Annotated in this window: 27 protein-coding genes and 1 pseudogene; 12 read left to right on the forward strand and 16 right to left on the reverse strand. The window is 63.7% G+C overall.

Translation table 11 applies throughout. The features are described 5' to 3' along the window. From ubiV to ACTHN9_RS17715, 3 genes are all read left to right on the forward strand, one after another. Positions 1 to 903, forward strand: a complete 903-nt coding sequence (gene ubiV / locus ACTHN9_RS17705; RefSeq protein ID WP_440538071.1) for a ubiquinone anaerobic biosynthesis protein UbiV — start codon at positions 1 to 3, stop codon at positions 901 to 903. 10 nt (positions 904 to 913) lie between these two features. Next, the gene (gene ubiT / locus ACTHN9_RS17710; protein ID WP_440538072.1) at positions 914 to 1,384 is read left to right on the forward strand and encodes a ubiquinone anaerobic biosynthesis accessory factor UbiT; all 471 of its coding nucleotides are present in this window, start codon (positions 914 to 916) and stop codon (positions 1,382 to 1,384) included. A 64-nt stretch (positions 1,385 to 1,448) separates the two neighbouring features. Beyond that, positions 1,449 to 1,862 (forward strand): putative zinc-binding protein, encoded by a 414-nt coding sequence (locus tag ACTHN9_RS17715; protein ID WP_440538073.1) that lies wholly within the window; start codon positions 1,449 to 1,451, stop codon positions 1,860 to 1,862. A 24-nt stretch (positions 1,863 to 1,886) separates the two neighbouring features. Here the strand turns inward: ACTHN9_RS17715 and ACTHN9_RS17720 are convergent, their stop codons facing one another. From ACTHN9_RS17720 to ACTHN9_RS17750, 7 genes and pseudogenes are all read right to left on the reverse strand, one after another. Further along, positions 1,887 to 2,630 carry an anaerobic ribonucleoside-triphosphate reductase activating protein gene (locus ACTHN9_RS17720; RefSeq protein ID WP_440538129.1) on the reverse strand — a complete coding sequence of 248 codons (744 nt, stop codon included), beginning with the start codon at positions 2,628 to 2,630 and terminating at the stop codon, positions 1,887 to 1,889. Next, positions 2,623 to 2,808, reverse strand: coding sequence for an anaerobic ribonucleoside-triphosphate reductase (nrdD, locus tag ACTHN9_RS17725; RefSeq protein WP_440538074.1), 186 nt, complete (start codon positions 2,806 to 2,808; stop codon positions 2,623 to 2,625). Before nrdD ends, ACTHN9_RS17720 begins: the two co-directional genes overlap by 8 nt. Before the next feature lie 2 nt (positions 2,809 to 2,810). Continuing rightward, positions 2,811 to 4,592, reverse strand: a complete 1,782-nt coding sequence (locus ACTHN9_RS17730; RefSeq protein ID WP_440538075.1) for a ribonucleoside triphosphate reductase — start codon at positions 4,590 to 4,592, stop codon at positions 2,811 to 2,813. A 251-nt stretch (positions 4,593 to 4,843) separates the two neighbouring features. Beyond that, positions 4,844 to 5,098, reverse strand: a pseudogene (locus tag ACTHN9_RS17735) (DUF2249 domain-containing protein); the annotation flags it as partial. Continuing rightward, a complete protein-coding gene (locus tag ACTHN9_RS17740; protein WP_440538076.1) occupies positions 5,076 to 6,269 on the reverse strand; it encodes a hypothetical protein in 1,194 nt (397 codons plus the stop codon). The pseudogene ACTHN9_RS17735 and the gene ACTHN9_RS17740, both read right to left, overlap by 23 nt. Next, positions 6,254 to 6,592: a metal-sulfur cluster assembly factor gene (locus ACTHN9_RS17745; RefSeq protein WP_440538077.1), complete on the reverse strand. Its 339-nt coding sequence runs from the start codon at positions 6,590 to 6,592 to the stop codon at positions 6,254 to 6,256. Before ACTHN9_RS17745 ends, ACTHN9_RS17740 begins: the two co-directional genes overlap by 16 nt. Positions 6,593 to 6,684: 92 nt before the next feature. Further along, positions 6,685 to 9,003, reverse strand: a complete 2,319-nt coding sequence (locus tag ACTHN9_RS17750; protein ID WP_440538078.1) for a nitric-oxide reductase large subunit — start codon at positions 9,001 to 9,003, stop codon at positions 6,685 to 6,687. Positions 9,004 to 9,440: 437 nt separating this feature from the next. Between ACTHN9_RS17750 and ACTHN9_RS17755 the strand changes: the two genes are divergently transcribed. Beyond that, a complete protein-coding gene (locus ACTHN9_RS17755; protein ID WP_440538079.1) occupies positions 9,441 to 9,749 on the forward strand; it encodes a DUF4258 domain-containing protein in 309 nt (102 codons plus the stop codon). 2 nt (positions 9,750 to 9,751) lie between these two features. Further along, a complete protein-coding gene (locus ACTHN9_RS17760) occupies positions 9,752 to 10,219 on the forward strand; it encodes a hypothetical protein (protein WP_440538080.1) in 468 nt (155 codons plus the stop codon). Between the two features lie 44 nt (positions 10,220 to 10,263). On the opposite strand, the gene ACTHN9_RS17765 is transcribed toward ACTHN9_RS17760, so the two are convergent. Further along, positions 10,264 to 10,512, reverse strand: a complete 249-nt coding sequence (locus ACTHN9_RS17765) for a DUF1272 domain-containing protein (protein ID WP_440538081.1) — start codon at positions 10,510 to 10,512, stop codon at positions 10,264 to 10,266. A 256-nt stretch (positions 10,513 to 10,768) separates the two neighbouring features. Next, the gene (locus ACTHN9_RS17770) at positions 10,769 to 11,212 is read right to left on the reverse strand and encodes a hypothetical protein (protein ID WP_440538082.1); all 444 of its coding nucleotides are present in this window, start codon (positions 11,210 to 11,212) and stop codon (positions 10,769 to 10,771) included. Between the two features lie 305 nt (positions 11,213 to 11,517). On the opposite strand from ACTHN9_RS17770, the gene ACTHN9_RS17775 reads away from it, so the two are divergent. The 4 genes from ACTHN9_RS17775 to ACTHN9_RS17790 all read left to right on the forward strand — a co-directional run bounded on the left by ACTHN9_RS17775 (position 11,518) and on the right by ACTHN9_RS17790 (position 14,805). Beyond that, positions 11,518 to 12,660, forward strand: a complete 1,143-nt coding sequence (locus ACTHN9_RS17775) for a hypothetical protein (RefSeq protein ID WP_440538083.1) — start codon at positions 11,518 to 11,520, stop codon at positions 12,658 to 12,660. Between the two features lie 169 nt (positions 12,661 to 12,829). Beyond that, on the forward strand, positions 12,830 to 13,351 hold the full coding sequence (locus tag ACTHN9_RS17780) for a sigma-70 family RNA polymerase sigma factor (protein WP_440538084.1): 522 nt from the start codon (positions 12,830 to 12,832) through the stop codon (positions 13,349 to 13,351). Further along, positions 13,348 to 14,145, forward strand: coding sequence for an anti-sigma factor family protein (locus tag ACTHN9_RS17785; protein WP_440538085.1), 798 nt, complete (start codon positions 13,348 to 13,350; stop codon positions 14,143 to 14,145). Before ACTHN9_RS17780 ends, ACTHN9_RS17785 begins: the two co-directional genes overlap by 4 nt. Before the next feature lie 24 nt (positions 14,146 to 14,169). Next, on the forward strand, positions 14,170 to 14,805 hold the full coding sequence (locus ACTHN9_RS17790; RefSeq protein WP_440538086.1) for a YceI family protein: 636 nt from the start codon (positions 14,170 to 14,172) through the stop codon (positions 14,803 to 14,805). 103 nt (positions 14,806 to 14,908) lie between these two features. Here ACTHN9_RS17790 and ACTHN9_RS17795 read toward each other — a convergent pair whose 3' ends face one another. Genes ACTHN9_RS17795 through ACTHN9_RS17815 form a run of 5 tightly spaced genes read right to left on the reverse strand, consistent with a single transcriptional unit; the run spans position 14,909 to position 21,092 of the window. Next, positions 14,909 to 16,369, reverse strand: coding sequence for a GAD-like domain-containing protein (locus ACTHN9_RS17795; protein WP_440538087.1), 1,461 nt, complete (start codon positions 16,367 to 16,369; stop codon positions 14,909 to 14,911). A 15-nt stretch (positions 16,370 to 16,384) separates the two neighbouring features. Further along, on the reverse strand, positions 16,385 to 16,789 hold the full coding sequence (locus ACTHN9_RS17800) for a hypothetical protein (RefSeq protein ID WP_440538088.1): 405 nt from the start codon (positions 16,787 to 16,789) through the stop codon (positions 16,385 to 16,387). A gap of 7 nt (positions 16,790 to 16,796) precedes the next feature. Continuing rightward, positions 16,797 to 17,492, reverse strand: coding sequence for a DUF1266 domain-containing protein (locus ACTHN9_RS17805; RefSeq protein WP_440538089.1), 696 nt, complete (start codon positions 17,490 to 17,492; stop codon positions 16,797 to 16,799). A 16-nt stretch (positions 17,493 to 17,508) separates the two neighbouring features. Next, positions 17,509 to 18,702 (reverse strand): hypothetical protein, encoded by a 1,194-nt coding sequence (locus tag ACTHN9_RS17810; protein WP_440538090.1) that lies wholly within the window; start codon positions 18,700 to 18,702, stop codon positions 17,509 to 17,511. A gap of 2 nt (positions 18,703 to 18,704) precedes the next feature. Then, positions 18,705 to 21,092: a hypothetical protein gene (locus tag ACTHN9_RS17815; RefSeq protein WP_440538091.1), complete on the reverse strand. Its 2,388-nt coding sequence runs from the start codon at positions 21,090 to 21,092 to the stop codon at positions 18,705 to 18,707. A 385-nt stretch (positions 21,093 to 21,477) separates the two neighbouring features. Here ACTHN9_RS17815 and ACTHN9_RS17820 point away from each other — a divergent pair, with 385 nt between their 5' ends. Further along, positions 21,478 to 21,819 (forward strand): hypothetical protein, encoded by a 342-nt coding sequence (locus ACTHN9_RS17820; protein WP_440538092.1) that lies wholly within the window; start codon positions 21,478 to 21,480, stop codon positions 21,817 to 21,819. Positions 21,820 to 21,991: 172 nt separating this feature from the next. Here the strand turns inward: ACTHN9_RS17820 and ACTHN9_RS17825 are convergent, their stop codons facing one another. Next, entirely contained in the window at positions 21,992 to 22,690 is a 699-nt protein-coding gene (locus ACTHN9_RS17825; RefSeq protein WP_440538093.1) for a GntR family transcriptional regulator, read from the reverse strand. Positions 22,691 to 22,809: 119 nt separating this feature from the next. Next, positions 22,810 to 23,754, reverse strand: a complete 945-nt coding sequence (locus ACTHN9_RS17830; protein WP_440538094.1) for a multidrug resistance efflux transporter family protein — start codon at positions 23,752 to 23,754, stop codon at positions 22,810 to 22,812. 202 nt (positions 23,755 to 23,956) lie between these two features. On the opposite strand from ACTHN9_RS17830, the gene ACTHN9_RS17835 reads away from it, so the two are divergent. Both ACTHN9_RS17835 and ACTHN9_RS17840 read left to right on the forward strand, forming a co-directional pair. Beyond that, a complete protein-coding gene (locus ACTHN9_RS17835; protein ID WP_440538095.1) occupies positions 23,957 to 25,582 on the forward strand; it encodes a B12-binding domain/radical SAM domain-containing protein in 1,626 nt (541 codons plus the stop codon). Then, positions 25,579 to 26,802 (forward strand): aminotransferase class I/II-fold pyridoxal phosphate-dependent enzyme, encoded by a 1,224-nt coding sequence (locus ACTHN9_RS17840; protein WP_440538096.1) that lies wholly within the window; start codon positions 25,579 to 25,581, stop codon positions 26,800 to 26,802. Before ACTHN9_RS17835 ends, ACTHN9_RS17840 begins: the two co-directional genes overlap by 4 nt. Position 26,803: the final 1 nt, after the last annotated feature.

A 26,803-nucleotide genomic window follows, 5' to 3' on the forward strand; every position in this document is an offset into this window, starting at 1 on the left:
GTGAAACTTGCATTAGGTCCCATTCATTACTACTGGTCGCGCGTGACGACCCTGCAGTTCTACGAGGCGATGAGTACGACGAGCGTCGACATTGTCTATCTCGGCGAGACGGTCTGCTCGCGGCGGCACGAACTCAGAGCGGCCGACTGGATCGATATCGCGGACATGTTGTCCCAAGCCGGCAAAGAGGTGGTGTTGTCGACTCAAATCCTGCTCGAATCGGGCAAGGACATCGCCACGATGAAGGCGGTCGTGAACAACGGCCGCTATCTCGTCGAAGCGAACGACATGGGCGCGGTGCACTGTATGAAAGGCGAGCCGTTCGTCGCCGGGCCTTGGCTCAATGTCTACAACGAGCCGACGCTGCAGGTGCTGGCCGGGCAGGGGGCCAAACGTTGGGTGATCCCGCTCGAGATGAGCGCCGACGCGCTCGCTCGTATGCAAGCCGAGCGAGCCCACGGCATGCAAACCGAAGTGTTTGCCTACGGCCGCATGCCGCTCGCGTTCTCGGCGCGGTGCTTTACGGCGCGTAACCGGAACCTCCCGCGCGAGAATTGCCAATACGTGTGTATCGAGCACCCGGACGGCCTTGCGCTGAGCACGCGCGAGGGCGAGCCGTTTCTCGTGCTCAACGGCGTGTCGGTGCAATCGGCGCGGGTCTACAACCTCATCGATTCGATCGATACCTTGAAAAGGCTCGGCGTGGACGTCTTGCGAATCAGCCCGCAATCGCAGGGAACGGGCGAGATCGTCGAGTGCTTCCGCAGTGTGATCGACGCGGACGCGACGGGGGCGCAGGCGCTCGAGCGCATGGGCCGGCTCATGCCGGAATCGCGCTGCGACGGCTATTGGTACGGCATGCCGGGGCTTGCGCGGCAGGCCGAGACTTGGATCGAACAATAAGGAGCGCCGCATGAGCCAAGCGACCTATCGCGTGCCCACGTTCGTTCGCGGCGTGCTGTCGAGGTTGCCCGTGTATCCGGGTTCGTTGTTGTTTTCGGGCGGCTTGAACGTCGTCCTCAAGCGGCACCTGCCCGACGATACGCTGAAGCAACTCGAAGGACGCCTTCTACGCATCGACGTGCGCGATGCGGGTGTCGTATTCGATTTCGTTTATCGCGACGGGGCGTTTCGCGCCGCGCGACACGAGGGCGAGGTGGCCCTGACGATCGGTGCGAGTGCCTACGATTTCCTGCAGTTAGCGCGGCGAACGCAGGATCCCGACACGCTGTTCTTCAGCCGCCGTCTGACGATGGAAGGCGATACCGAGCTGGGCTTGCTCGTGAAGAATTCGCTCGATGCGATCGATCTGTCGACGCTGTTCGCTGCGCGCGTGGGGCCGATGGCCGCGTTTAGGCGGCGGCGACCGACCCAGCAGCCATAGAGGAATCCGCGCAGCTCGTGTTGCAGGGTTGCGGCGCGAGGGAAGGAAAGGAAAAGGAAAGTCGATGAACAACGAACGTCGTGTTTTGCCGCTCGTCTACTCGTGCTCGGGGTGCTCGAGCGCGGCGCAGATGGCCAACTACGTGGCCGTGCAACTCGATCGCCGCGGTTCGGCCGAGATGTCGTGTATCGCCGGTGTCGGCGGCGACGTGCCGGCATTGCTCAAGCTGGCGCATTCGGGGCGGCCCATCATCGCGATCGACGGATGCGCGCTGGCCTGCGTGAAGCATTCGCTCGAGCGGCACGGGATTGCTGTCGACGAATACGTGCAGTTGGCGGAGCATGGCGTGAAAAAGCGCTTCCATGCGGATTTCGATCCGCAACAAGCGGAACCGGTGATCGCGCAGGTGCAGGCGCTCGCGCACGCACTGAACGAGAGCACGCCGAGCCGGGACGAAGCGCTGAGTCACACCACGTAAACACGTCAGGCCGGCCGGCGCGACTTAAGCACGGCGCACGTCGAAAGCGAGAAAGCGCTGCCGGATTCGCTCGAGTACCGCTTCGCTCGGGTAATGCGCCGTCGCGATCGAATTCAATGCCGCGTCGCGCGAGCCTTGTTTGCGGAACACTTGCAGCACATACTTTCGGACGCCCATGCCGGCCAGCATGTCCGCCAGCCTCAGTAACGCGTCCTCGGACAGCAAGCTAGGATGCACGGTCGTCCGGCATTCGTAGTCGATGCCGCTCGCCAGCAGTGCTTGTAGGCAGCGCCGCGCCGGCTCGCCGCTCGCGCGTACGCGCGTCACGCGCTTGTAATCGTCGAAGGGCGCCTTCACGTCGAATCCAACCCAATCGAGCAGCGGCAACACGCCTTCGAATCGCCGGGCATGCGTGCCGGCGCTGTGTAACCCGACCTTGAAGCCGAGTGCGCGCACCTCGCCGATTGCACTCGCGAGCGCGGGATCGGAGGTCGGCTCGCCGCCGCTGAAGACGACGCCGTCGATCAGTCCCACGCGCCGCGACAGAAGACGCATGACGTCGACCCAGCGCACCGCGCCCGTCGCGGTGCGCGGCTGCAGATGCGTGTTGTGGCAATAGCCGCAGCGCCACGGGCATCCTTGCACGAACACGACGGCCGCGAGCAACCCCGGGAAGTCGGTTGCGGTAAACGCGGTCAGCCCGCCGACCTTGAGGGACCGGCGGGCTGCGGCGCCGTTCGCACCGCGCGCGGATGCCCTGTCAGGCAGCACGCGAGGCCTCTTCCGTGAAGTAAGTGCGCTCGTAGAACTCGCCTTTTTTTCCGGTGTTGAACGATGAGACAGGCCGGTGATAGCCCATGACGCGCGTCCAGATTTCGCAGCGCTGACGTTCGTCGTCGCTCAACGCCGAGGCCGCCGCGTTCGAAGCAAGGGTCGTTTCGTTCATGATTAGGACTCCATGGTTTCAAGTTGAGGGGTTTTGCTCCGAAGCAGCGCCTCGTCGCATTGGGGACAGAATTCGTGCCGCCCCGGCAGATAGCCGTGCTTGGGACAAATGGAAAACGTGGGCGTGACCGTGATGTAGGGCAGCGAGAAACGGCTCAGGGTGCGCTTGACGAGTTCGCGGCACGCCGCGGCCGAGGAGATCGGCTCGGTCATGTAAAGGTGCAGGACCGTCCCGCCCGTGTACTTGCGCTGCAAATCGTCTTGATGCTCGAGCGCTTCGAACGGATCGTCGGTGAAGCCTACCGGCAACTGCGACGAATTCGTGTAGTAGGGCATCTCGGGTGTGCCGGCTTGCACGATGCCGGGGTAGCGCTTGCGGTCTTCCTTGGCGAAGCGGTAGGTCGTGCCCTCCGCCGGCGTGGCTTCGAGGTTGTACATGTGCCCCGTCTCTTCCTGAAACGCGAGCATCTTGGCCCGCACGCGGTCGAGCAGACGAACCGCCATGCCGTGCCCCCACTCGGTCGTCAGATCGTGTTCGTCGCCCGTGAAGTTGCGCACCATCTCGTTGATGCCGTTCACGCCGAGCGTCGAAAAGTGATTGCGCAGCGTGCCGAGGTAGCGCTTCGTGTACGGGAACAGGCCGTTGTCGATGTGATGCTGGATCACGCGCCGCTTCAATTCGAGGCTGTCTTTGCCGAGTTCGAGCAGCGCATCCACGCGCGCCATTAAAGCGGCCTCGTCGCCGGCATGCAGGTAACCGAGCCGTGCGCAGTTCAACGTCACGACGCCGATCGAACCGGTCTGCTCCGCCGAACCGAACAGCCCGTTGCCGCGCTTGAGCAGCTCGCGCAGGTCGAGCTGCAGCCGGCAGCACATCGATCGGATCATGTTGGGCTTGAGTTCGGAATTGATGAAGTTCTGGAAATACGGCAGGCCGTAGCGCGCCGTCATGTCGAATAGGCGCGTGGCGTTGGGGCTGTCCCAATCGAAGTCGGGCGTGATGTTGTAGGTGGGGATCGGGAATGTGAAAACGCGTCCCTTCGCGTCGCCGGCCTGCATGACTTCGATATAGGCGCGGTTGATCATATCCATCTCGCCTTGCAAATCGCCGTAGCAAAAATCCACCTCCTTGCCGCCGATCACCGGCACCTGCTCGCGTAAATCCTCGGGACAGACCCAATCGAAGGTCAAATTCGTAAACGGTGTTTGCGTTCCCCAGCGGGACGGCACGTTCAGGTTGTAGATGAGTTCTTGAACGTATTGCCGCACTTCGTCGTAGCGAAGCCGGTCCACCCGGACGAACGGCGCCATGTAGGTATCGAACGAACTGAACGCTTGCGCGCCGGCCCATTCGTTCTGCAACGTGCCGAGAAAATTGACGATCTGCCCAACGGCGCTCGACATGTGCTTGGGCGGCGCCGCTTCCACTTTGCCGGGCACGCCGTTCAGCCCTTCCGTCAGCAACGTGCGCAGCGACCAGCCGGCGCAATAGCCCGAGAGCATGTCGAGATCGTGGATGTGGAGATCGGCGTCGCGGTGGGCTTGGCCGATCGCGGGCGGGTACACGTGGCTCAGCCAATAGTTGGCCACGAGCTTGCCCGAGATGTTGAGAATCAGGCCGCCCAGCGAATAGCCTTGATTGGCATTCGCATTCACGCGCCAATCGCGGCGATCGAGGTATTCGTCGATGGCGGATGCGACTTCGACGTACGGCTTGGTCGGCGCCGGCGCCTGCGTGTGAAGGTCGGCATCGCTTGAGGGGGCACACGTCGGTCGGCGGTCCATGAGCTTCCTTGGTTGGCACAAGATGTTGTGGTGATGTCCATCGTATGCACCACCTATCGTGTGGTCAATGCGGCCGACCCGCCATATTGCGTCTGCTTGATCTGCATTAAGTTTCGTCCGCGCGCGCACTCGGCGCGTGCGCGGCGAATTGTCGTCGAAGCTCAGCCGCTGCAACCGCAGCCGCCGTTGCCGCCCCCGCCGCAACCGGCTTCGGCGTCCGCGGCTCGATGCGCCTCGTGCGTGGCGGCGAGTTGTATGCCGAAGTCGATGACGATGCGCTCCGGCTGGCGCTCGACGTATTGAATGCGTACTTGGTCGCCGTAACGCTGCTGAATCTGACGCAGCAGCGGCAGGGGATCGTGATCGTTCACGAAGCGCATCGTCTCGCCGTGATCGAGCGTTTCGAGCGCGGCGAAGATGGCGGCATGGCGGAAGCGCTTGGCAATGCCGCGTGCATCGAGGATATTGGTCGTATCGGGGTGGCTAAGGGGCATCGTGAACTCCATTCGTTGGGGGAGGGGAACAAGCTTGGCGGGCCTTGCGATGGGCGGCCCTGGCGGCGGCAACCATGACCGCCGCGAACAACAGGAGCGCGGCCGCGTTGCCTAGCGCGCCGGCGCGTCGCAGCCCGAACAGATCGAGCAGCGACCCGCTCACGCGCACGGCAAGCGCCGCGTGCAGTGCGAGGAGCGGCACGTAAAAGCCGGCGTGGTAACGGACGCGGATTCGTGCGACCGCCGGCAGGACGATCGGCGCATGTCCGAGCGCCATGGACATGACGAAGCCGAGCGTCAGCGCATGCAGCGCCGCGTCGTGCCAGGGATGTGCGCTGCGCCACGCGCCGGCGAGGCCGAGGATGCCGCTCAGCGCGAGCCATCCGTAGCCCGAGAGCAGGCACACGGCGATAAAGCGAGTGAGCCCGTGCTGGCGCACGGTGATGCGCGCAATGTCGTAGCGCGCGAGCCAAGCGGCCAACGCGAGCAGACAGGCCGAGAACGCGCGCAACGCGACATCGGGTGCGAAGGGCGATGCGATCACGGCCGCGAGCAGGACGGCGACGGTAAGCACGAAGAGCGCACGCGCATAGCGGGGTGTGGGGCGCATGCGCGTCAGCTCGAGTCGCTCGGCTGCAATCGTCAATACGAGGAAAGCGACCCAGCTCGGTACGGCGTCGAGTGCCGAGCCGGTGAAGAGCCAGAGCGCATTGCCGAACCACCAGGCGAAGACACCGAGCGAGAGGATCGCCAGGTGCAGGGCGGCGTGCCGACGCAATAGGCCGAACACGCTAGCCGCGGCGCTCGTCGCGGCGCCGAGCAGCAACGCTTGCGCAAGCGCGACAGGCGCACCGGCCAGCAATGCCCAGCCCGCGAGCACGGCCGCGACCGGGGCGCCCAGATGCCGGCCGCCGCCGAGCGCGACGGCGCGCTCGAGGCTAACTAGCGCACCGAAAAAAACCGGCAGCACGAGTACGCCGTGCCAAGCGGCCTTCGATAGCGCGTGGCTCGGAACCGAAACGCCGAACCGCGCCAGCCCGGCAAGTACGCCGCAGACGAACGTCGGCACGATGAAGAGCGCGAACGCGATCCGCGCCGACACGCGAAACGGACGAGGCGCTGGCGCACCCTTCGCGTCGGGCGAGCCGGCCGCGCGCGGCAAGGGGTTCAATCGTCGGTCCATCCGAGCGCCTCGCGTGCGGCCTCGCTCATCATCGCCGGGTTCCAGGGCGGTTCCCAGACCAGATCGATGTCGACGCTCGTCCCAAACGCGAGCGACGCGTCGATGGCAGCGTGGACGTCTTCGAGAATCGATTCGCCCATGGGGCAAGCGGGGGACGTCATCGTCAACGCGATGCGCCAGCCGTCCGTCTTCGATTCGATGTCGTAAACAAGGCCGAGATCGACGATGTTGACGCCGATCTCGGGATCGATGACCGCAAGCAGCGCGGCGCGTATGCGTTCACGCGTGGCGGGGTTATCCGAGACAATCGGTAAGGACTCCATGGCATTTCTCCTCGGCACGGCGTGCCGTCGAATGCGGCGGCCGGCACGATCGAGCCGGCCGCCGCGCGGGTTGAAGCGGTGGTATCGATCGATCAGACCCGTCGTGCGACGGCGCGCTGCGCCGCCGGGCTGACCGCTGCTTCGGCCGGGCGCGCCGGCTGCACGCGACGCAACAGCCGCACCGCGAACCAACCGAGATAGAGCACGCCGACCGCGAACACGAGGTCGCCCGGAACGCGAATCCAAACGAGCGCCTGCATGATCGGCGCGTGCACGATCTCGGGCGAGCGGGCGTACCAAAGCCCCTTGCTGACGCTGGCCCAGGCTTCATAGATCCCCGACGGCAGGATCGAGAAGAAGACCATCATGAAGAGCCCGATGTTGAGCATCCAGAAAGCGGGCTTGAGCAACTCGTCATCCCAGGCTTCGCGCGCGGACAGCCCGCGCAAGCAGAAGAGCATCAGCCCGATGCCGAGCATGCCGTAGACGCCGAACAGTGCGGCATGGCCGTGCGCCGGCGTGATGTTCAGCCCTTGCACGTAGTAGAGCGAGATCGGCGGGTTGATCGAGAAGCCGAGCAGGCCGGCGCCGACGGTATTCCATACGCCCACAGCGACGAAGCACAGAATGGCCCACTTGTACGTCTGCACCCACGGCGCCGCTTTCGTCTTGCGATACGTATGCCAGCCTTCGAGTCCGATGAGCGCGAGCGGTACGACTTCGAACGCCGAGAACACGGCGCCCACGGCGATGACGGCCGTCGAGGCCCCCGTGAAGTACAGGTGATGCAACGTCCCGAGAATCCCGCCGAACAAGAACACGATCGTTTCGAGCACGATGGCGCGGTTAGCCGATTCGATGCGGATCAGGCCGAGGCGCGAGAAGATCAGGGCGATCACGGCGGTCGCGAACACTTCGAAGAAGCCTTCGACCCACAGGTGCACGAGCCACCATCTCCAATACTCGATCATGGAGTAGTGCGTGTGTTGGCCCCAGGCGAGCGAGGTCGAGTAGAACGCGCCGATGCAGGCGGCAGAGAGGAACACCATGCCGATGAGCCCGCGCCCGTTCGTCTCGCGGTTCTTGAGCGCCGGCAGCAGGGCGCGACCCATCAACAGCAGCCAGAACAGCAAGCCGACGAACAGCAGGATTTGCCAGATGCGGCCCATGCTCGTGTAGGCGAGGCCTTGATTGCCGATCCAGAAGGCGAAGTTCGTGCCGCGATGCTGGAGCGTGCCGAGCCAGCCGCACACGGTCGAGCCCACCACGATGAACAGCAGCGCGTAAAAGAGCACATCGACGCCGAGTTTTTGCAGCTTCGGTTCGTGGCCCGAGAGCAACGGCGAAATATAGAGACCGGTGGCGAGCCATGCGGTGGCGATCCACAGCACGCCGAGCTGCGTATGGATCGTGCGGCTCACCACCCAAGGCAGCACTTCGGCAAGCGGCAGGCCGAAGAAGCTATGGCCTTCCACCGCATAGTGCGCGGTGATCGCACCCATGCCCACTTGCACGAGCAGCAAGCCGATGACGACGTAGAAGTATTTCTTCGTCGCACGCATCGAGGGTGTCGGCTTGACGTCGACGAGCGGATCGTCTTTCGGCACGGCCACCTGTTCGTCGCCTTCCTCGCCTTCCGTTTCGCCGTGCGCGGTGTGGTACCAGATCATTCCGGCGATGCCGGCCAACAGCAGAATCACGCTTGCGATCGACCACATGCCGTTGGCGATCGTGGGGTTATTGTCGACGAGCGGTTCGTGCGGCCAGTTGTTCGTATAGGTGATGCCGGTTTGGCCCGGCCGATCGGTCGTGGCCGACCATGCCGACCAGAAGAAGAACGACGCGAGCGCGATGCGATCGTCTGCGCTCTTTACCGAGCCGGCGTTCATCGCATATTGATCGCGCAGCGTGTCGAGCGAACGATCGGTGCCGAACAGCGCTTCGTAGTGACCGGCCACCTCGCGCGCGGCCGTGGCGCGCGCGTCGGTGAGCGTGACCTTGCCCGTCGACGAGTCGTAGCGGTTCGCGCGCATTTCGCGCTTCAAACGGGCGTCGAGCATGCCTTGCTGATCGGGCGTGAGCGCCGCGTAGGGCTTGGCGAATTGTTGCTTGGCCCACACTTCGCGCAGTCCCAACGCTTCGCGATGGAGCCAGTCGGCGGACCAGTCCGGCGCCACGTAGCTGCCATGGCCCCAGACGGTGCCGAGCTGTTGGCCGCCGGCGGCGAGCCACACCTGCTGCCCGCGCTTGATCTGATCGCCCGTGAATAGCGTTTGGCCGCTATCGTCGACGACCGCGCTCGGAATCGGCGGGGCAGCGAGATAGATTTCCTTGCCGAGCCAGAGCAAGGCGGCGAACGATAGCAGGCAGACCAGCCCCAGCCATCTCCATAAGCGTTGTGTCGATTGCATATCCTCTCTCCTAGAGGGGTGAAGTGCGGCGGCGGCCGTCGTCGATCGGTGACCGCCTACCCGCGCCGGCTTAATAATGCATTGCGCATGCATGTTATAGGGCATCTTATGTTCGCTTATTGATCTATGTAAAGGTGAGGCTATACGGGAATGAGTGGCTAACTTGCGTAAAACATAGATTGAAAATCAATGTTTACGGGCGTTTGAGCGGGCATCGCGATGTTTGGTCGCAGGGGTGGGAGACGGCGTGCAATTGAGACGAGCAATAGAGCGGCCCCGGCATTTTTGCAGTTGCCCGACAGGCTCCGGCTGATATGGATCAAGGATTTTCGATCAACTTAACCGCTCCGACAGACAGGCTGCTGCTGATCGACTCTCGGCGTCCGGGTGGTGCGCTATACTTCGAACCTATCAAAATGATAGGATGTCGCTCATCGGTGAGTCACCCTTCCAAACGTCAACTCGAGAAGCACGTGCGTCTTTGCGCTGAAAGCACGTCGAACATCGTCTTCGTGCACCACGCACGCGAGCGAATGCGGCTGCGCAAGATCAACGACCCGATGGTGCTCGAAACGCTGCGTAAAGGCGTTATTCAGCGTGAACCGGAACCGGATATGAAGGCCGAAGGGGTGCGTTGCTTGATGGAGCGCTACGTGGCTGGCGTCAACGTCGGGGTTGTCGTCCTGGTCGACCATCCCGAGCCGGACTTGACCGTGATTACCGTGATCGATATCAAGAAGGGATAAGCATGTACCACTACACAGACGGTGGTCTCAAGAACGTATGGCTGGCAAGCGGCTACAAGATGCACAAGACGCCATACGGCGAAGGTATTTCGATCGAAGACCTGGACGGCCTTAGTGCGGCCATTTGTCTAGCGCTGGCACGGAAATACTCGCCACTGAGCGGCACGGAGTTTCGCTATATTCGAAGCGCCGGGATGAAGCAATCGCAGGCAGGGTTGGCCAAGCTGCTCGGCAACAACGAGCAAGCCGTGGCCCGATGGGAGAAGACCGGCAAGGTGCCTCGTTGGGCGGACAAGCTCGTTCGCCTTCTTTACCTGGCGCAAGCCGACGGCAATGTACCCATCGCGTCGGCCATCGAGCGAATCAACGCCATCGAGCGCGCGGCAAAACAAAAGATCGTACTGCGCGCGGCGAAATCGGGCTGGGCCTCCAAGATCGAAGACGACGTCCGCGAGCGCGCCGCCACCTGATCGATGCCTGAACGCCACTTGAGCGGCACGCCCGTCGTCCCGTCTCAGTTATGCGCCTCTGCGCACGCTGGGTTGAACACGCGCTTGGTGGATGGCGGGTTGTTCGCCAGCTTGCCGGCAGGACGGCGGGGGCGAGCGACGAGTTCGCCGCCGCAATTCGGGCAGCGGCCGCTCAGCACGCGCGTGGCGCAGTCTGTGCAGAACGTGCATTCGAACGAGCAGATCCATGCGCCGCCGGATTCCGGCGGTAGATCCTTGTCGCAGCATTCGCATCCAGGCCTTAGATCCAGCATCGATTGCTCCGTTTTGATTGATGCGCGATACGTTGCGCGCGACGTTTCGCCGTTGGGCGAATCATTGGCGATGCATTGGCGATAAGCGGTCGGCGCCTGATGGCCGCATTTTACCGGCCACGATCATCGCTCAGGCACGCACGGACCGTCACAAACTGCCAAATAGCTGCCATTGAGCCGCCTTTGCCGCGAGCGCGTGCCGAAACCGACGCCGCACCGACGTCATCCATCGCGCATCGACACGGCACATGCCGATTCACGCCTTGGCCGACACCGCCTTGCGGATGATCCAGCCGATCGCACAGGCGGTCAGCGCGAAACACAGCCAGAGTTCGCACCACATCTCGAAGAGCGCGGCATCGTAGGCAAATTCGCCGTCGAGACCGAAGAGCGATGCAATGTAATCGGTCGACACGCGATCGAGCAGCGTCGCGGGAAGACGGTTCATCGCGAATTTCGTGAGGACGTTGAGCACCGCTGCGATAGCGAGAAGCGGCAGTAGGGCGCGTTGCTTGGGCGTCGTCGATTTGAACGACGACCATGCGCAGTAGCCGCCGCCCGCGCAGAGCGCGACGAGCCCGACGATCAACCAGGTATCGGTGGGCGGGACCGGCAACAGAAACACGAACGGCGTCAAATCGAATACGGCCAGTAGAAAAACGACGACGGCGCGAACGGTCCGAGGGAGGTGTTTTTTCACGAGTGCGGTTGTGCTGCCAACGGAGTTTGGGTTAGCCGACGGCCGATTCGATGGATGAATACGTACGAGCCAGCATATTCGGCAGGGCGTCCGTTCAGGCCCGAAATCGCGTGATTTTGAGCGTTGGACATGCGCAGCGTCAACAGATGGCCCGACCGACCGGGCGATCTGCGTCATCGAAGGAATATGTGCGCCGCTCGCTCGTTTACGTTGGATGGCTTTCTCGCGTTGAAGCAGTTGCAGGCTCGCCGAGTCCTACATGCCGCTCCGGCAATGGGATGTTCGGCTATCGAAGGAGGTCCAGCATGAAAGCTTCGCGTCAGTTGTCCGCCGTCGAATCGAGCGGCCCCGTCTCTACCGGGTCCGCGCCTCGCCATGTGCGCGGTGCGCTTTGCGGTATCGGTCTCGCTGCACTATCGTTCGGAACCGCGATGGCGCACGGGGAGCCGATCCTACCGCCGACGTCCACGATCGGGTCGACCGTCCCGGCCAGCGGCGACCTCAATCCGTACGGCATCGCGTTTGTGCCCAACGGCGTGCCGTCGGGTGGCGCGCTGAAACCGGGCGACGTCTTGGTGTCCAACTTCAACGCCGCCTCCAACCAACAGGGCACGGGGACGACCATCGTCAAGCTAGTGGTTGACGGCGCCCCCGTGACTTTCTTCCAAGGGATGAATCTCGGACTGACGACCGCACTGGCTGTCCTCAAGAGCGGCTATGTGCTGGTGGGCAATCTTCCGACGAACGGCACGACCATCACCTCCGCCGGCTCGCTCTTGGTCGTCAACCCGCAAGGCGGGCTCGTGACCGAGCTGAAGGACGCCACACTCTTGGACGGCCCGTGGGACATGGCGGTCGTCGTCGATAAGACGACACGGGTCACGGCGTTCGTATCGAACGTGTTGAGCGGAACCGTGGCGAGGATCGATCTATCCATCGGCGCGAACGGCGCCACGTTGCTGGGCAGTTCGCGCATTGTCGCGTCCGGCTACGCCCACCGGACCGATCCCGCGGCGCTCGTTGTCGGTCCGACAGGGCTCGCTTACGACGCCGCTCACGATCTCCTGTATGTCGCGTCGACCAACGACAACGCGGTGTTCGCCGTGCCGCGCGCCGCGTCGCGTATGCGCGACGACGGGCCGGGACGGATTGTCTACCAAGACAACGAACATCTGCATGGGCCGTTGGCATTGGCCTTGGCGCCGAATGGCGATCTCGTGACCGCAAACGGGGACGCCGTGAATCCGGATTCGCAACAATCGAGCGAAATCGTCGAATTCACGCCGCAAGGGCATTTCGTCGCGCAGATGCAAGTCGACCCGACCCCGGGCGCCGCGTTCGGCTTGGCATTCGGACAAAGCGGGACCGGCCAGCCGCAGTTTGCAGCGGTCAACGACGGCACGAATACGGCGACCGTTTGGACATTGCGCCCTCGCCACGGCGAGTGATCGTCGGGAATCGCTCATTTCACCCATGACCCGACAGGAATAAAGTGCCTATGTGGCCCGTTTTCTTCATGTCACTGAGCCGTCGGGAGGCGGAGATGCGATCGATGCACGATCGATGCGCGGCGGCGCGGCGGTATTCGCGCCTAGCCACTCACGGCGGTGCCGGACGGTGAGCTTCGAATCCGACGTCGTCGGGTGGCTCCCGCAGTTGCGGCGGTACGCGCGTGCGCTGACGGGGGACCCGGCTTGGGCAGACGACTTGGTGCAGGACACGGCCGAGCGTGCGCTCACGCGCGTGCGTATGTTTCGGCCGGAGAGCAACCTGCGTGCGTGGCTGCTCACCATCTTGCGCCACCTGTACATCGACCAATTGCGGGCACGCCGCGAGATTGCCATCGACGACGAGCAAGGGCCATGGCAAACCCTCGAAGCACCGAGCGGGCAGGTCGACTCGCTCATGTTGCGCGACGTGCAGCGCATGCTGTATCGCTTGCCCTTCGAGCAAAGGGAAGTGCTGCTGCTCGTGTGCGTGGAGGAATTGAGTTATCAGGAAGTGGCGTCGGTGCTGGGCGTGCCCATCGGCACCGTGATGTCGCGGCTTGCGCGTGCGCGAGAGCACATGCGCCGGCTGTTGGAGGAGGGGGCGGCACCTCACGCGGCCGCTTTGAAAGCAGTGAGAAATAGACGATGACTGACGATCTCGACACCATCCCGACGGGGGACAACGGCGAGCCGGATATCGATGCACTGTCCGCGTTCGTCGATGGGGAATTGCCCGAGGCACGACGGCGCGCGCTGGCCGAACGGCTTGGCGTCGACCCGCGCTCGGCCAGCCTCGTGACGCACTATCGCGCGCAACGCGCTGCCTTGCGCGCCCTGTTCGCCGATCCCGCGGCGCAAGCCAACGGGCCCTGTGTAGTCGTGCGCATCCGTACGCCCTGGTGGCGCAAAGCCGCGCTGGCTGCCGGCTCGCTGGCGGCCGGCATCGCGTTGGCCTGGCTGGCGGGGGCGCTGCCGGCGAATTTCGCGCTGCGAGACGCGCACGCGGCGTTCGCTCGACAGGCAAGCCTGGCCTATTCGGTGTACGCCCCCGACCCGAATCACGCGGTGGAGATGAGCGCACCGAGCGAGGCTGCGCTAGTTGCCTGGCTGTCGAAGCGGTTGAATCGTTCGCTCTCCGTGCCGTCCTTGGGCGAATACGGGTATGCGTTCCTGGGCGGGCGGCTGTTGCCGGGCGTGGCGGGCCCCGCCGCGCAATTCATGTATGAAAATCGAAGCGGCGAGCGGCTCGCCTTGTACGTGAGTGCGGTTTCGTCGCGCGAGGCGCCGGTCCGGCTCTTGCGCGAGGGCGACCGCCGCACGTTCTATTGGGTGAGCAGCCAGACGGCTTATGCTTTATCGGGAGAGGTCGCGGACGGCCGGCTGCGCGAAATCGCGGCCGATGTTTGCGGCGATTTGGGCGGACACCCCGACCAATGGCGCTAGGGTGATCGGGACGATGGGATGGCGATGCGTGTTTTTAGTACTTGGGCAAAGACGATCGGCGTACTGGTGTATGCGGTGTATGCGGTGTGGGCGGCCGGCGCGCTTGCGGCCGGCGCTGCGGCAGCGCCCGGCTCCTTCGAGGCCGTCGCGCCGGACCCATATCGGCTCGACCCCGTCCGCTCGGGCGTCACGTTCGACGTCGAATATGTGTTGCACACGCGCCTGACGATGCACATCGATCGCATGCGCGCCCGGCTCACGGGGATCGAGGACGGTCTTGCCGCGGCCCGCGTCAGCGTGACGATCGATGCGGCGAGTGTCAAAGCGAACATGCCGTTCGTTGCGAGGATCGTCGAAGGCGACGACATGCTCGATGCGGCGCGCTACCCGGACATTCGCTTCGTCAGCACGCGTTTCGTTCGCACGGGTCCGTCAAGCGGGCTGCTGACGGGCGCGTTGACGATCCGTGCGACGACGCACCCGGTCACATTGACTGTGACCTTCGATGGCACGGCGCGCGAGGCGGGGGACGACCCGCCCACGCTTGCCTTCCTAGCGGACGGCCACTTCAGCCGGGCGGCATTCGGGCTGTCGAGGTGGCCTTCCGCCGTCGGCGACGACGTCCACATGAGGATTCGGGCTGCCTTCGTTCGGGAATGAGCGAATCGCTCGGGGGCCGGTGGACGGTGCGCGGTGCGCGAGGCTAGCCTGATGTGGGACGACGCTCCGAAGCGCATCGAACGCTCGCTTATCCGCCCACGGCTTACTCGGGGGCTCGTGTGATCAATACGTCGCCGACGACGGGACCATGAACGATGGCGCCGTTCGCGCTTTTTCGATATTCGATGCCGGCCTTGCAGGCACGCGGCGCCATCTCCCAAACCCATCCGACGAGTTGGCGTCCCGTTTCCGCAGGCGAGAATAGCGGCATGTTCATGCGCAATCCGTCGTCTTCGCCGAGACTCAGCGTGCACATGACCGTGCCTTCCTCCTCGTCGTCTTGATCCGGGTTCAGTGGTGCGATATGCGTGATCGTGGCCCGCAGCGGCTCGACGTGTACCAGCGCTTGCAGCGCCCGCGGCAAATCCGCGAATGGGGGGGCGGCGCGGCCCTCGAAAGGCTCTTCGACAAACGCATCGCTCAGCGTCACGCTGCGGAAGTAGTCGTCGCTGCGTCCCATCTCGTTCCAGCCGCCGATTGCGGTCGCCACACTTTCCAACTCGGTTGTACGCAGCAAAAACGTTGTGCCTTCCGTCCGCATGACGGTCAATTCGGCATCGTTCGCGTCGCTGCCTAGAGAATCGTTGTGCAGCGCGATCGCGAGTTCGACGGTCTCGTCGCCCTCGGCGTTGCGCGCGATTCGATAGGAACCGGTGTATGCCCGAGCGTCGGTCCGGTCGAACGTGCGGTCATCGATTTCCCAAAACAGCAGCTGATAATGGCCGTCCGCTTGAAGCGCCAGCAGTCTGTGCGAATCGAGGTAGGAGGACAGATACAGCAGCGCGAGTCCGTTGCCGGTTTCGATGCGGTCGAACAGCGAACGATATTCGTCCGGGATGGCGTCCGCCACAGTCGCAGGCTTTCGAGCGTTTGCGGCGGCGGTAGCGGTAGCGGCGTCGACGGCATCCCGAAGGCGTCGGTGCATCTCGAGGGCATCGACCTTTTTCGCACTGAGCGTCTGCGCGGCAAGCAGCGTCTCGTCGATCTCATAGACTTCGCCGGCGGCGAGCGGTCCGCATTGCCGCCGTGCGGATTGCACTAGCGACGGCGAAACGATCGCTTCGAGCGTGTCGTTTCCGCAAGCGATCTGATTGAAAAAATCGTCGAGACTCAGTGCAAGGACGCCGCTTTTCTTCGATACGGGGTCGATATAGCTGACATCCTCGTCGGTGGCGGTCAGTTTGCGATAGTAAAGAACGATGCCGAACGGCGTTAGTGCAATAGGAATGCGTTGTACCGGACGTGGCGCTGCAACGACCCAACGATCGAGGACGGATTGCCAGGCTTGCGGATCGATCAGCGCAAGTTGCAGATCGCCATAGAAGCCAAGGCCCTTTCGGCGCCACAGCTCGATCAGGCTGGCCGGGAGCATGCCTTCGTATGCCGCGATCAGTGCCTCGCTTGCCGGAGAAACCTGCTGAGCGGGCGGATGTGCATTGACGAAGCGGTGAAGGGCGAGTCGACGAAAGAAGATCATGTGGCAAGTGGCGCTGTGAAGGGGCAAGGCTATCCGATAACGCTACGCGGTAGCGTGTGCTCGGTAAAGCGCGCTGTTCGGGCTGCCCATCCGACAGGCGAGCCAAATCAGCATGACGAGCGCAAACAAGTTGATCCCAAGCTCGCCAGATTGATACCAGCCGGTGGACACAACCACATTCAAACCCAGCGTAAATGAAAACTGAAACTCGGGCGTTAGCACGTGAAATAGCTGAATGGCCCAGAAGCCTAGCCCTAGGTAGGCTGCCCAGCGCTTTCCCTTGAGACAACCCAAGCCAGCGGCGATGCCCGCGATGGCTAGCGCGAGATTGCTGAGCAGAAACACCGGCGGATTGCCGTGAGTGGAAGCCATCCACACAGTCCAAACGATGCCGAGCGATCCGTGGGTCGCGAGAATGCCCGCGACGATTTTGTCTTGCTTTGCCATATTCGTTTTACGCGATGGAGTTAACGTTCACGGTGCCCGCGCGCGCGGCAGCGACGGCGGGCTCGGGACAGAATGCGGCGAGCCCGGGCCACGGTAGCTTCTGCCACGCGCCGCGCTTGTTCAACCAGCCGGCGAGCGCACCATCGTCGAATGCCTTGCCGAACGGATCGGCGCGAAACGCGGCGATCCATTGGCGGCGGCCCGCGATAAACGCCTGCCCGAAATCCTGCCAACTCGCGAAGCAGTCTTGTGCGCGTTGCGCATTGAGCAGCAACACGCGCCAGGCGATTTCGGGTTCGACCCATTGCAACAGCATGACAACGCGCGCAAAGAATGCCATTCGAGCACAGGCGAATGCGAGTGCCGCGTGCGGATCGTCGGCTGCCAATAGGTCATTGAGATCGGCCCGATACCAGTGCGATTCGAAGGTGCGCGCGAGATGCTGGCGCGCGTCCTCGTCGCTGGCGTCGGTGCGCAAGCCCATTTGATGCAGCAACTGCGCGCGAAATTGCGCTCGCGTGGCTTCATTGACGGAGTCGGCCGCCGGCGACGCGAAGCCGGCGAACTGCGTGGCTTCGACGAACGGTTGAGCAAGCGCAAGCGCCCAATGTTTCCGCGGCGAGAGCATCGGCGCGCGGGTGCGGCGCACGAAGCGATAGATGCGCCAGAGCACAAGGATGGCGAGGAGAATCTTGGTCAGCATGGTGTCGCCTCTCGCCTCAATGCTGGGGCCGCGACGCTTGCAGCGCTTGCGCTTCGCTCGCATCGAGCCCGGGCCACCTCACGCCCTCGGTGCAGAAAGCGGCGTCGCCGCCAGGCGTGGCATCTCTCACCGCGTAGCGCACACCTGGCGTACGCGCCTCGTTCGGCCTACGCAAAAGCTCCGGCTGCCGGGCGGCGACGAGCCATTCGACAGCCGGCGTCGGTGCGGCCAGTCGCACGAACAGCCGCGGATAACGCCCGATGAGCTTGGTCTGCGAAGCGGCGTCCGTCACGTCCTCTATGCGGCGCCAGCCCGACTCGGTGCGCACGATGCCGATCGCGATGCAGTCGGGCGGCGTCTCGTCGCTCGTGTCGAGCGCGTTCAGGCACGTAAGCAGATCGTCTACGTAACGCGCGATCGGCGGCCGGTTCTGCTTGCCTTTCACTTGCTCCACCTCGGGCTTGCCGCCCGCCCGCACGATTAGGCTGATCGTGATGTGCGGCTGTCCCTGAGTATCGCGGAAACTGACTAATCGAAGACGCTTCGCCTCGATCGCTTCCGCATAGCGCTCGCCGTAGCCGCCCGTCAGCGCCTGCCGATCGGCGAACTGGCCGAGGCAGTGACGCATCACGTAAGTCTCGAATGCCATTTCGGCTCGCAAGAGCGGGCTGTCGTGACGAAACTCGACGAAGCGGCCGTTGGGCGTGGCGAGGCGTTCGATCAGCGCGTCGGGCTGGCTTTCGCGCCAGCCTCGCTCGATTCGCGCCGCGATCCGTGCGTGTTCCTTCTCCCACAGCGCAAGGGCCTGCGGACAGTTGATTCGATCGAGCTTGCCATCGAGCGATGTCCCGGTGCGCGACTCCAGAAATTCGACGAGGCGTGCCTCGAGCGCGAGCAGTTCGGGCGCGGCGGGGTCGACCCAGACCACCGGTGCGGGGGCATTGTCAGACGCCTTGGGCGGCGTGCCGAAGCGCGCACGCACCCAGGCAGGCAACGACGTGTCGCCGAGGGCATCGCGCGCGTCGTCGATCGACTCGATCGGGCGGGCCGGTTCGAAGTTGGCGACGAGATGGCGATAGAAGTGGTTCAGCAGCCACGCGCGCACCGCGTCGTTGTCGCCGCGCGTGCGGCTGCGCACCGCGATCGCGGCCTTCAGCGCATCGGCGTTCAGCGCGTTGCGCGGCGCGTAGCCGAGCTTCGGGGCTGCCATCGTCACCCCCAGAATTTCCACCAGGGCTTGCGTGCGGGGCCGTCCTGGGCCGGTGCAGCGACCGCTTCCTTACATTCGACGATTCGAGCGTCGACGATCTCGGTCTTGTAGCGCTTCTTTTCCGGCAGCGTAGCGTTGATGGCTAGCGCGCGCTCGTACCAGGTCTTCGCGTCCTCATGCCAGCCAAGATAGTAGAACGCCGAGGCCGTGCGATAGACGACAGGATAGTGATTGCGGTGCTCAGCCTGCGGGCGTAACCGTTGAATGAGCCCCGCCGCGTCGGCGTGCCCACCCAACGCGAGGTACACGGCCACCGAGAGTCGCGCCGCGAGTGCGTCATCGGGCAGATTAGCTTCGTCGACTTCGAGTTCCTGCTGCTGCCACTTCACGAGCCGTTCGAGCCAGATCAGCATTTCATTCGTGCGACCGAGCGCATGGAGCGAGGCCATCACGTCCGACATGTAGTCGTGCGGATCGTGCCGGCTATAGCCGTGCTCGTCCGCGAAATGCCAGAGCTGCTCGGCTGCCTCGACGATTCCCGCGTCGTCCTGCAAAGCTTTGCGCACGCTTAGAATTCCGGCGAAATGCTCGGCGAACGGACTCGCGGCAATCCCGCGACGATGCACTTCGAGCGCATCGTCGTACCGCTTGACGCTGCAATACGCGATGGCGAGGTTGTTGCAAAGCATCGAGTAAAGGTGCGCACAGCCATCGAGCCAATGGCCCTTGCCCGTCTCGAAGAAGCGCTCCATGTGGGCGCGCCCCTGCTCGTAGACGGAGATTTGGTTCCGTTCGATGTCCTCCCACGTTTGCTCGCGCTCTTCCGCGGTCATCGAATCCCTGTGCTGCACGTAGTATTCGCTGAGCGTGCAGCCATAGGCATAGCACCACATCCCGGCGGTCAAGGTCGGCGGCGGCAGCTTGAGCGCGGCGTTCAAGCCGATCGCCTGGTGCTGAGCCACCAGGAGCGCGAAGGCGGTGCGCTTGTCCCCAAGCCCGCCGCGCGCGATGGCCTCGGCGATCCTCGCGGCTTCCGTCTGTGCATCGATACGTTGCGCGCGCGCGTCGTGCACGGCGCCGAGCCGTGCCGTCCACGGGTGACCCGGCGAGCGCTGCTCGGCGAGCGCGCGTGCCGCGTCGGAGACGATGTCGAGCGCCGCTTCTTCCGACTGCGTGGCGAGTGCCGCATACAGTTGCGCATGCACGGGGGAGCGGGCCGCGAGATCTTGTCCGCTCTCGCGGCCAATTGCGACGAGGCGCGCGAGCGTCGGCGCGGTATGGCAGGCACGCACGGCACAGAGTGCCCACCAGACCGACGTATCGGCGGGATCCGCCAGCCGCTCGTGCACGGTGCGCCCGACGATGTCCCACATCTCTTGTTCGAACTCGTAGATATGGAAGAAGGCACGCTCACCGGCCTCGTCGAATCGTCCGGCTTCGATGAGCCAGGGCAGCTCGTACTCGAGAAAGTCGTCGGAACCGTTCGATTCGAGGCTCACGTGCGCGAGTTCGCATGCGCGCAAAGCGCCGTCCAGATCGCCTTGCGCATAGGCCGCGCGGGCCGCGAGCCGTGCCACGCGCACTTCGATTTCGCGCCGCTGCGGCAGTGCCCAGTCGGCCGTCAGCGCAGCGATGGCGCGTTCGATCGTCGCCAATTGCAGCGGGGCGAGTTCGATCATCGCGCCGCCCACGTGCAGCCAATCCGATTCGTCGACGGACTGATCGGGGCCCGCCGATGCCAAGGCTGCCACGGCTGCCTCCGCGGCGGTGCGCGCCGTATCGGTGTCGCCCTGCCGGTGATAGACCCACGCGCGCCGAACCTGATAATCGGCTTCATCCCATGCGCGCACGGCGGCGCGCTCGGGCACGGCCAGATTCAGTGCGTGGCGCAGCTCGATGGCAGGCAACGCTTGGGACGGCCGCTCCCGCTCGAGGTTCTCGAGTATGCGGACGCGCCGATAACGCTCGGCGACGAGTGCGGGCTCGGTCTTGGCGACGTCGCGCATCTGCGCGAGCGCGGACGATACCGCATCCTCTTCATCCAAATAGTGCGCGATTTGCAGGCGATAAAGCGCAAGTTGCATCCGAATGTCGGCATAGTCGGGCCCGGATGCGCCACCGAGCAGCCGGGTGCCGTCTACGTCGAGTACGGCGCGCGCCGAGGCAGCGTCGCCGGCTCGCATCCAGAGCGTATGCAGCCGACCGACGGCGTCCATCGAGTCTGCCTGAAGCGGTTGCGCGCGCAATCTCGTCAATAGATCGGCGGCCGCGCTCGAGTTGCTTTCCTCGAGATCGGCTTCGAGACGATCCATCAATTGTTCAAGTGCTTGGCCCTTAAGCGCGTGCGCGTTGTCATCGATTTGCGCATCGATATTGGTATGGGGAGTCATCGATCTCTCCGTTTTCGACGCGCGCTAGCTTAACAGCGTTGTCGGAAAACACCAATTGGAGGGGGAATCGAATCGATAATGACGGAAGGATTGTGGGGTTATCGATGTCTTGGGGAGGGAAGGCGGTGGTTTGTGAAATGGGTTTGTTTCGAGGCGTATGGCGACGGTGAGCGTGGCGGCACGGCGCCTGGCTTGGGGTTGGGGATCCCGGTGTTAAAAAGTTTCATAAGCGTGACGTTTTTGTTAATAGATGGACAGTTCTGTATAGATAAAGCCTTATGCGAAGGAAATCCGAATTCGATTGCAGCCCGCGCGCCTGTAGCGCCAGACGACGTGTGAAGCCGAAGGTATCCGGCATGGGGGAGCGCGTGGCGAAGAGGCGGCGATGAACCCTCGACGTGTGCACCGGCTGATGCGAGAACACTTTCCAGCCGTCGATGCCGTCCGGCACGACTGGATCAATGTCGCCGATCGCCATGGCGTGCGGCGCGAGGTCGTTGCACAGATGCTGAATACCTGGGTCGACGCGCCTTGGTTGCTCGTTCAGGCGCATCGCAAACTGGGCGATTACTTGCCGCGCGACGCGGCAATCGATTTCATCTGCACGCACGCAGGGAAAGGTTGGGGCGGATATCTGCGAATCACGGACCGTGCGTTTACGGCGTTTATGGTTATCGGTACGAACGGCGTTGCGGCGGGGTGGCGCAAGGATTTGCTCGACGGGTAAAAGAGCGTGGCGTGGACCGATGAGCGAAATTTCGCGGCGACGTTCATGGGCATCGAGGGGCGATGGGACTTCAGGATTCGCGACCGGTCCTGGCCGCCGATTTTTCCGCGGCTGAAAATGACCTACATCGCCAGCTAACGTGGGCGCCCGTTGCGGTCAGTGTCTCGCGACATCACTGATCGACTCGACCGTGCCGATCCCGGACAAAGTTCGCAAGCGAATTCCCTCCTTCGAGCAAATGCCGGGAAAGAATCGCGCACCCGGCCTCGACATCGCGCGCGCGGCAGCAGGCTAGCAAGGCGCGGTGCTCGCTGTCCGACTTCGCCGAATAGCCCAATTGGCTCATCAGCAGGCGCAGATAGCGATCGATTGTCGTGTTGAACGAAGTCAGCAGCGATTTGGTGCGCTGCCGCTGCACGCCCGAATAGAGCTTCAAATGAAACTGCAGATTCAATGCGCCCGTATGCACCGGCGAGGGATGAGCCTCGATCTGGGCCTGCAGCAATTCGGCTTCTTGCAAGGCGGCCTCGGTTAAATTCGGGATCGAAAGCCGCAACAGGGTGGGTTCGATCTGTGCCCGCAACTCGTAGATTTCGATGATGTCGTCCGGCCAAAGCGTGGCCACCACCGCGCCCTTGCGCGGCTGAAAATCGACGAGTCCTTCGGCCTCCAACTGACGGAGCGCCTCACGAACGGGCATGCGGCTCAGATCCAGCGTCCGCGCCAGTTCGTCTTGGCGCAGTGGCATGCCATCGGGGAAGCTGCCGTTCAGGATGCGCTCCCGAATGACGAGCGCCGCATACTCTGTAGCGGTCCGGTAGCCTCGTTGCTCCTCCGGGTGCAGTTCCGAGACGTGGGAGGGTTCTTGCATGGCAATGAGGGATCCAGAATCCAGATAGTGCCCGAAAGATACACTGGCACACACCCGGCATCAAGAACGCTGCCCGCGCGATTCCGAGCGTATCGCTGGCGCTTGCGTATTGCGCCGGCTCACTGCGCGGCCCCGGTGGGACGACCCGCGCAGGCGAACAGCACCAGCCCCGCACTGATGATTGCGATGCCGGCGAATTCGGAGATATGCGGCAAGGCCGCGCCGATGAACACGATCTCGCCGAGCAGCGCCAGAGGCACTTCCGCCGCCTGTGTAGCATCGACCGCCATGAGTCCGATCGGTTGCTGATTGAGGTTGCGCGCGTAGAGAAACAGCGGCGTCGCGATGCAGCCCGATAGCAGCGCAACGAGCGCCGTGCTCGCAAGCTCGGAAGCCCCGGGCAGACCGACTCGCCCGAACAGCAGCAGCGCGCCGAACACGGGAAGCGCGCCCAGCGTCAGCAGCAGCACGCAGGCGGCCGGGTCTGCCAGCACTTCGCCAATGCCGGCATCGGCATTCATGCGCTTGAACTGCCAGATCATTTGGTTACCGATCGGATAAGCGAACGCGGCCACTACGACAGGGAGGGTGCCCACCACAATGTCGCCGAACGGCGCACCGGTGGACAGGCGAGCGATTTGGATCAGACAGACGCCGGACGCGATCAGCAGTAAGTAGCCGAGGCCGCGCCGCGTGACGGGATGCCCGAATGCCCAAAGGACGATCGGCGTGGCCAACATCGTGATTTGCCATGCCGAGGCCACTACCCAGCCGGGCGCGTAGCGCGCGGAAAAGCAGATGCCGGTATAGAACACGCCGTATCCTACGCCGCCCGATATCAGGAAAAACAGCGGCCGGCTGGCAAACAGGCGGCCGGTGCGCACCAGGAAAGGCCGCCCCCGTCGCACGGCAATCCACGATGCGAGCACGGGCACCATATAAAAGAAACGCAGCGCCGCCGTCCATTGCCAACGCCCGCCCACGGTGCTCACGAAGCGATTGAGAAAGAAGGTGGACGAGAACAGCGCTGCCGCAAGTACTCCCAGCGCGACGGCCAGCAGCATCGGGTTTCTTTCGTTAAATAAAACCAACCGAGGCCGATGCATTTCGCCGCGGTCCGTTCCTAGATCCATCGTTCAACCCAGTTGTAAAAAAAGACGATTGTCGATAGTCTATCGCGAATAAGATCGATTGGATCCAAAATCCAAGAACATCAACACCGACCCCGATCCAGGGGGCTCCCCACCATGGGCTAGGTGAAAAACATTGAAGAACCTGAGAGTGGTTGCAGTGTCGGCGCCCGAATCGCCAAGCGGCAAAAAGAGCGAGCGGGCGCTGAATAGCGGGGATCCGGCCAGCCTATACAACGCATGCCGGCTGGCCGCGAGTCGGACATCCGACCCAGGCTCTGCCTGGTCGCGAAGCAACTGGCGCGGCCCGCGCCGCACACGTCGCGATTGCTGCCTGCTGATGCATGCGGGCAGCGAGATGCCCGCGTTCGGGCGTCTGCTGCGCAGGGAGCGGCCTAATCTCTTGTTGATCGGCGCGATGACGATTTGCCTGCGCGGCGCGATCGAGTGCGCGACCGTGGCCAAGCAAATGCTCGGCGATGATGTGCTGATCGTGCTCGGCGGGCGGCATGCGAGCGAGACGATCCATCTGGGCGATGCCGCGCTGCGTGCGTCGGCCAGCGTAAAGCACCACGCGGCCTCGCCGGCGGCACTGATGCAGGCGGGGAAGATTCCCCCTGTGTTCGATATCGTGCTGTCGGGCGACGGGGAGTATTTCGTCGCCGAATTGGGAGAGCGTGTCGCGCGCGTGCGCGGGAACGTGGCAGCGCACGCGGCCGGTATCGCGCGCTCGCTTGGGCGCTCGGACGTGCGGGGCGACTGGATCGCGGTGACGCTTCGCGACGGAGAACTGGAGGCGGCGGTCAGCCGCGGCTTGCCGGTGCTCCATGCCGAGCTGCCGTCGCCCGTTTCCATGTTCGGTGTCTCGACCTCCTTCGACATCTTCGATGGCCGCCTAACCGCGCATTGCTACAGCGATACCGGGCGCGGCTGCATCTACAGTTGCCAGTTCTGCAGCGAAGGCAGCGCGGTCACCGGCGCGCCGACGGATCTTGCGAACAGCGCGGACCGGCTGTATCGGCAACTGCGCGACGTGGTGGAGGTGATATCCGACGACCATCCCGGGCGCCGGGCGAGCGCTTTCGTGGAGGATTCGGTGCTGCTGGGCGGCAGCGCAAAGCTGCTCGAGCGGCTTGCCACGCTGCTAGAGGATAGACCTCTCGATATCCAATGGGGCGCGCAATTGACGATCGATCTTATCTTGGCCAGAAAGGATCTGCTCGTACGCCTGCGAAAGGTCGGGCTAAGTTATCTGTTCATCGGCATCGAAACGCTGGATCCGGCCGAGATCGGCGGCATGAGCAAGGATACGCGGCCCGCCACTGCGTGGTTGAGGCGCATTGGCGACACGTTGGCGTTTTTGCGTGCCGCGAATGTGAAGTGCGGTTGCGCCATTCTGTTCGGTCTCGGCGAGTCGCATGCCAGCCGTCTGCGGCTGCTCGACGAATTGCAGCAATTGCGGGAGGAACAACAGGCTCCGCATCCGGTGAGCTTTAACTGGGCCGTGCAGCATCCGCTGCGCGGCTTCGATGACGGCGCCAATTACGAGTACCTGGAGTGGCCGACACCGGAGGGACCGCTGCTCGATTTATTCCAGCATTTCGGCGAGGCTTCCGCGCGCTATCCGATCCCGGCCGCGGGCCATCCGCGCGAAGCAGAGGTTCGCGCCATCGTCGATCGCATGGCTTGCTTCTCGTCACCCCCCGCCATGTCCGCGCCGATCGATACCGAGGCTGGGACGCTGGCGGCCCGTTGCGTATGAACGATAAATCGTCGATGCGCACGGCCACTAGGGTCGTGACGAACAACAGTCTAGAAATCGCGGATGGCGTCTCGCTGCCGGTCCCGCAGGCCATCCAGGCCACGACGGTGCTCTTCGATTCGCCGGCGCGGATGCTTCCGATCGCCCGCGACTCGCTGGATTCGCCGTCCGAGGGGCGCCATGCCGGGTTCTACTACGGCGGCGTCGGCACGCCGACGACGCAGGCGCTGGCCACGAGCCTGGCTGCGCTGGAGGGAGGCGAGGCCTGCGTGCTCTTTCCGTCCGGGCAGGCGGCAATCCATGCCGCGACCGCCGTCGTCGCCCAGCCTGGCACCATCCTGTTGGCGAGCGACAGCGTGACCTACACCACGCGCTGGCTGTTCGATCAGGTGCTGGCGCGACAAGGCGTGCGCGTTCGGTATTTTCATCCGCTGCGGTTGGACGTACTGGCGCAAATGGTTCGCGAGCCTGGGGTGTCGGCGGTGTTCATGGAATCGCCGAGCTCGATGTTTTACGAGATCCAGGATGTGCGGGCCATCGCTCGCCTGTGTCGCGACCAAGGCGTAGTCAGCATCCTCGACAACACCTGGGCGGGTTCCACCCTGTTCGATGGCTTCGCGACGGGCGAGGTGGACCTGGTGGTCTTGTCGCTGTCGAAATATCACGGTGCGCCGTATGGCGTGTCGGGCGGTGCGATCGTCACGCGCGAGCCGGACCGCCATATGGAATTACGTCACTTCGGTGCGCTGATCGGCACCATGCTGACTTCCGACGCGGCGTCGCGCATCGCCGTCGGCCTGCCGAATTTGCCCCTGCGAATGCGCCGGATGGCCGATAGCGCGGATCGGCTCATGGCCATCATCCTCGAACGCCTCGGCACCATTGGCATCTTGCGTCCGTGCGCGGCGTCGTGCGGCGCGGATTCGCTGTGGCAGCGCGATTTCTCCGGCGCGAACAGCCTCATGACACTGCGGCTCGACGGCGTACCCCCACCGGCATTGCAGGCGGCGATCGAGCGGTTCCGCGTCGTTCGCCACGGCTACGGATGGGGTGGCGACGTCAGCCTGGTCAATCTCGTGCGGCCGAACCAGTGGCGCGATTTCCCGGTGGGTGGCCGGGACGACGTCTATCTGCGGCTGTATGTCGGTATGGAAGATCCGCACGACATCGCGGACGACGTGGTCCACGTTCTATCGAATCTATTGCAATCGAGAGCATGAG

The sequence above is a fragment of the Trinickia sp. genome, from assembly GCF_051953405.1.
In the GTDB taxonomy this organism is placed as follows: Bacteria; Pseudomonadota; Gammaproteobacteria; order Burkholderiales; family Burkholderiaceae; genus Trinickia.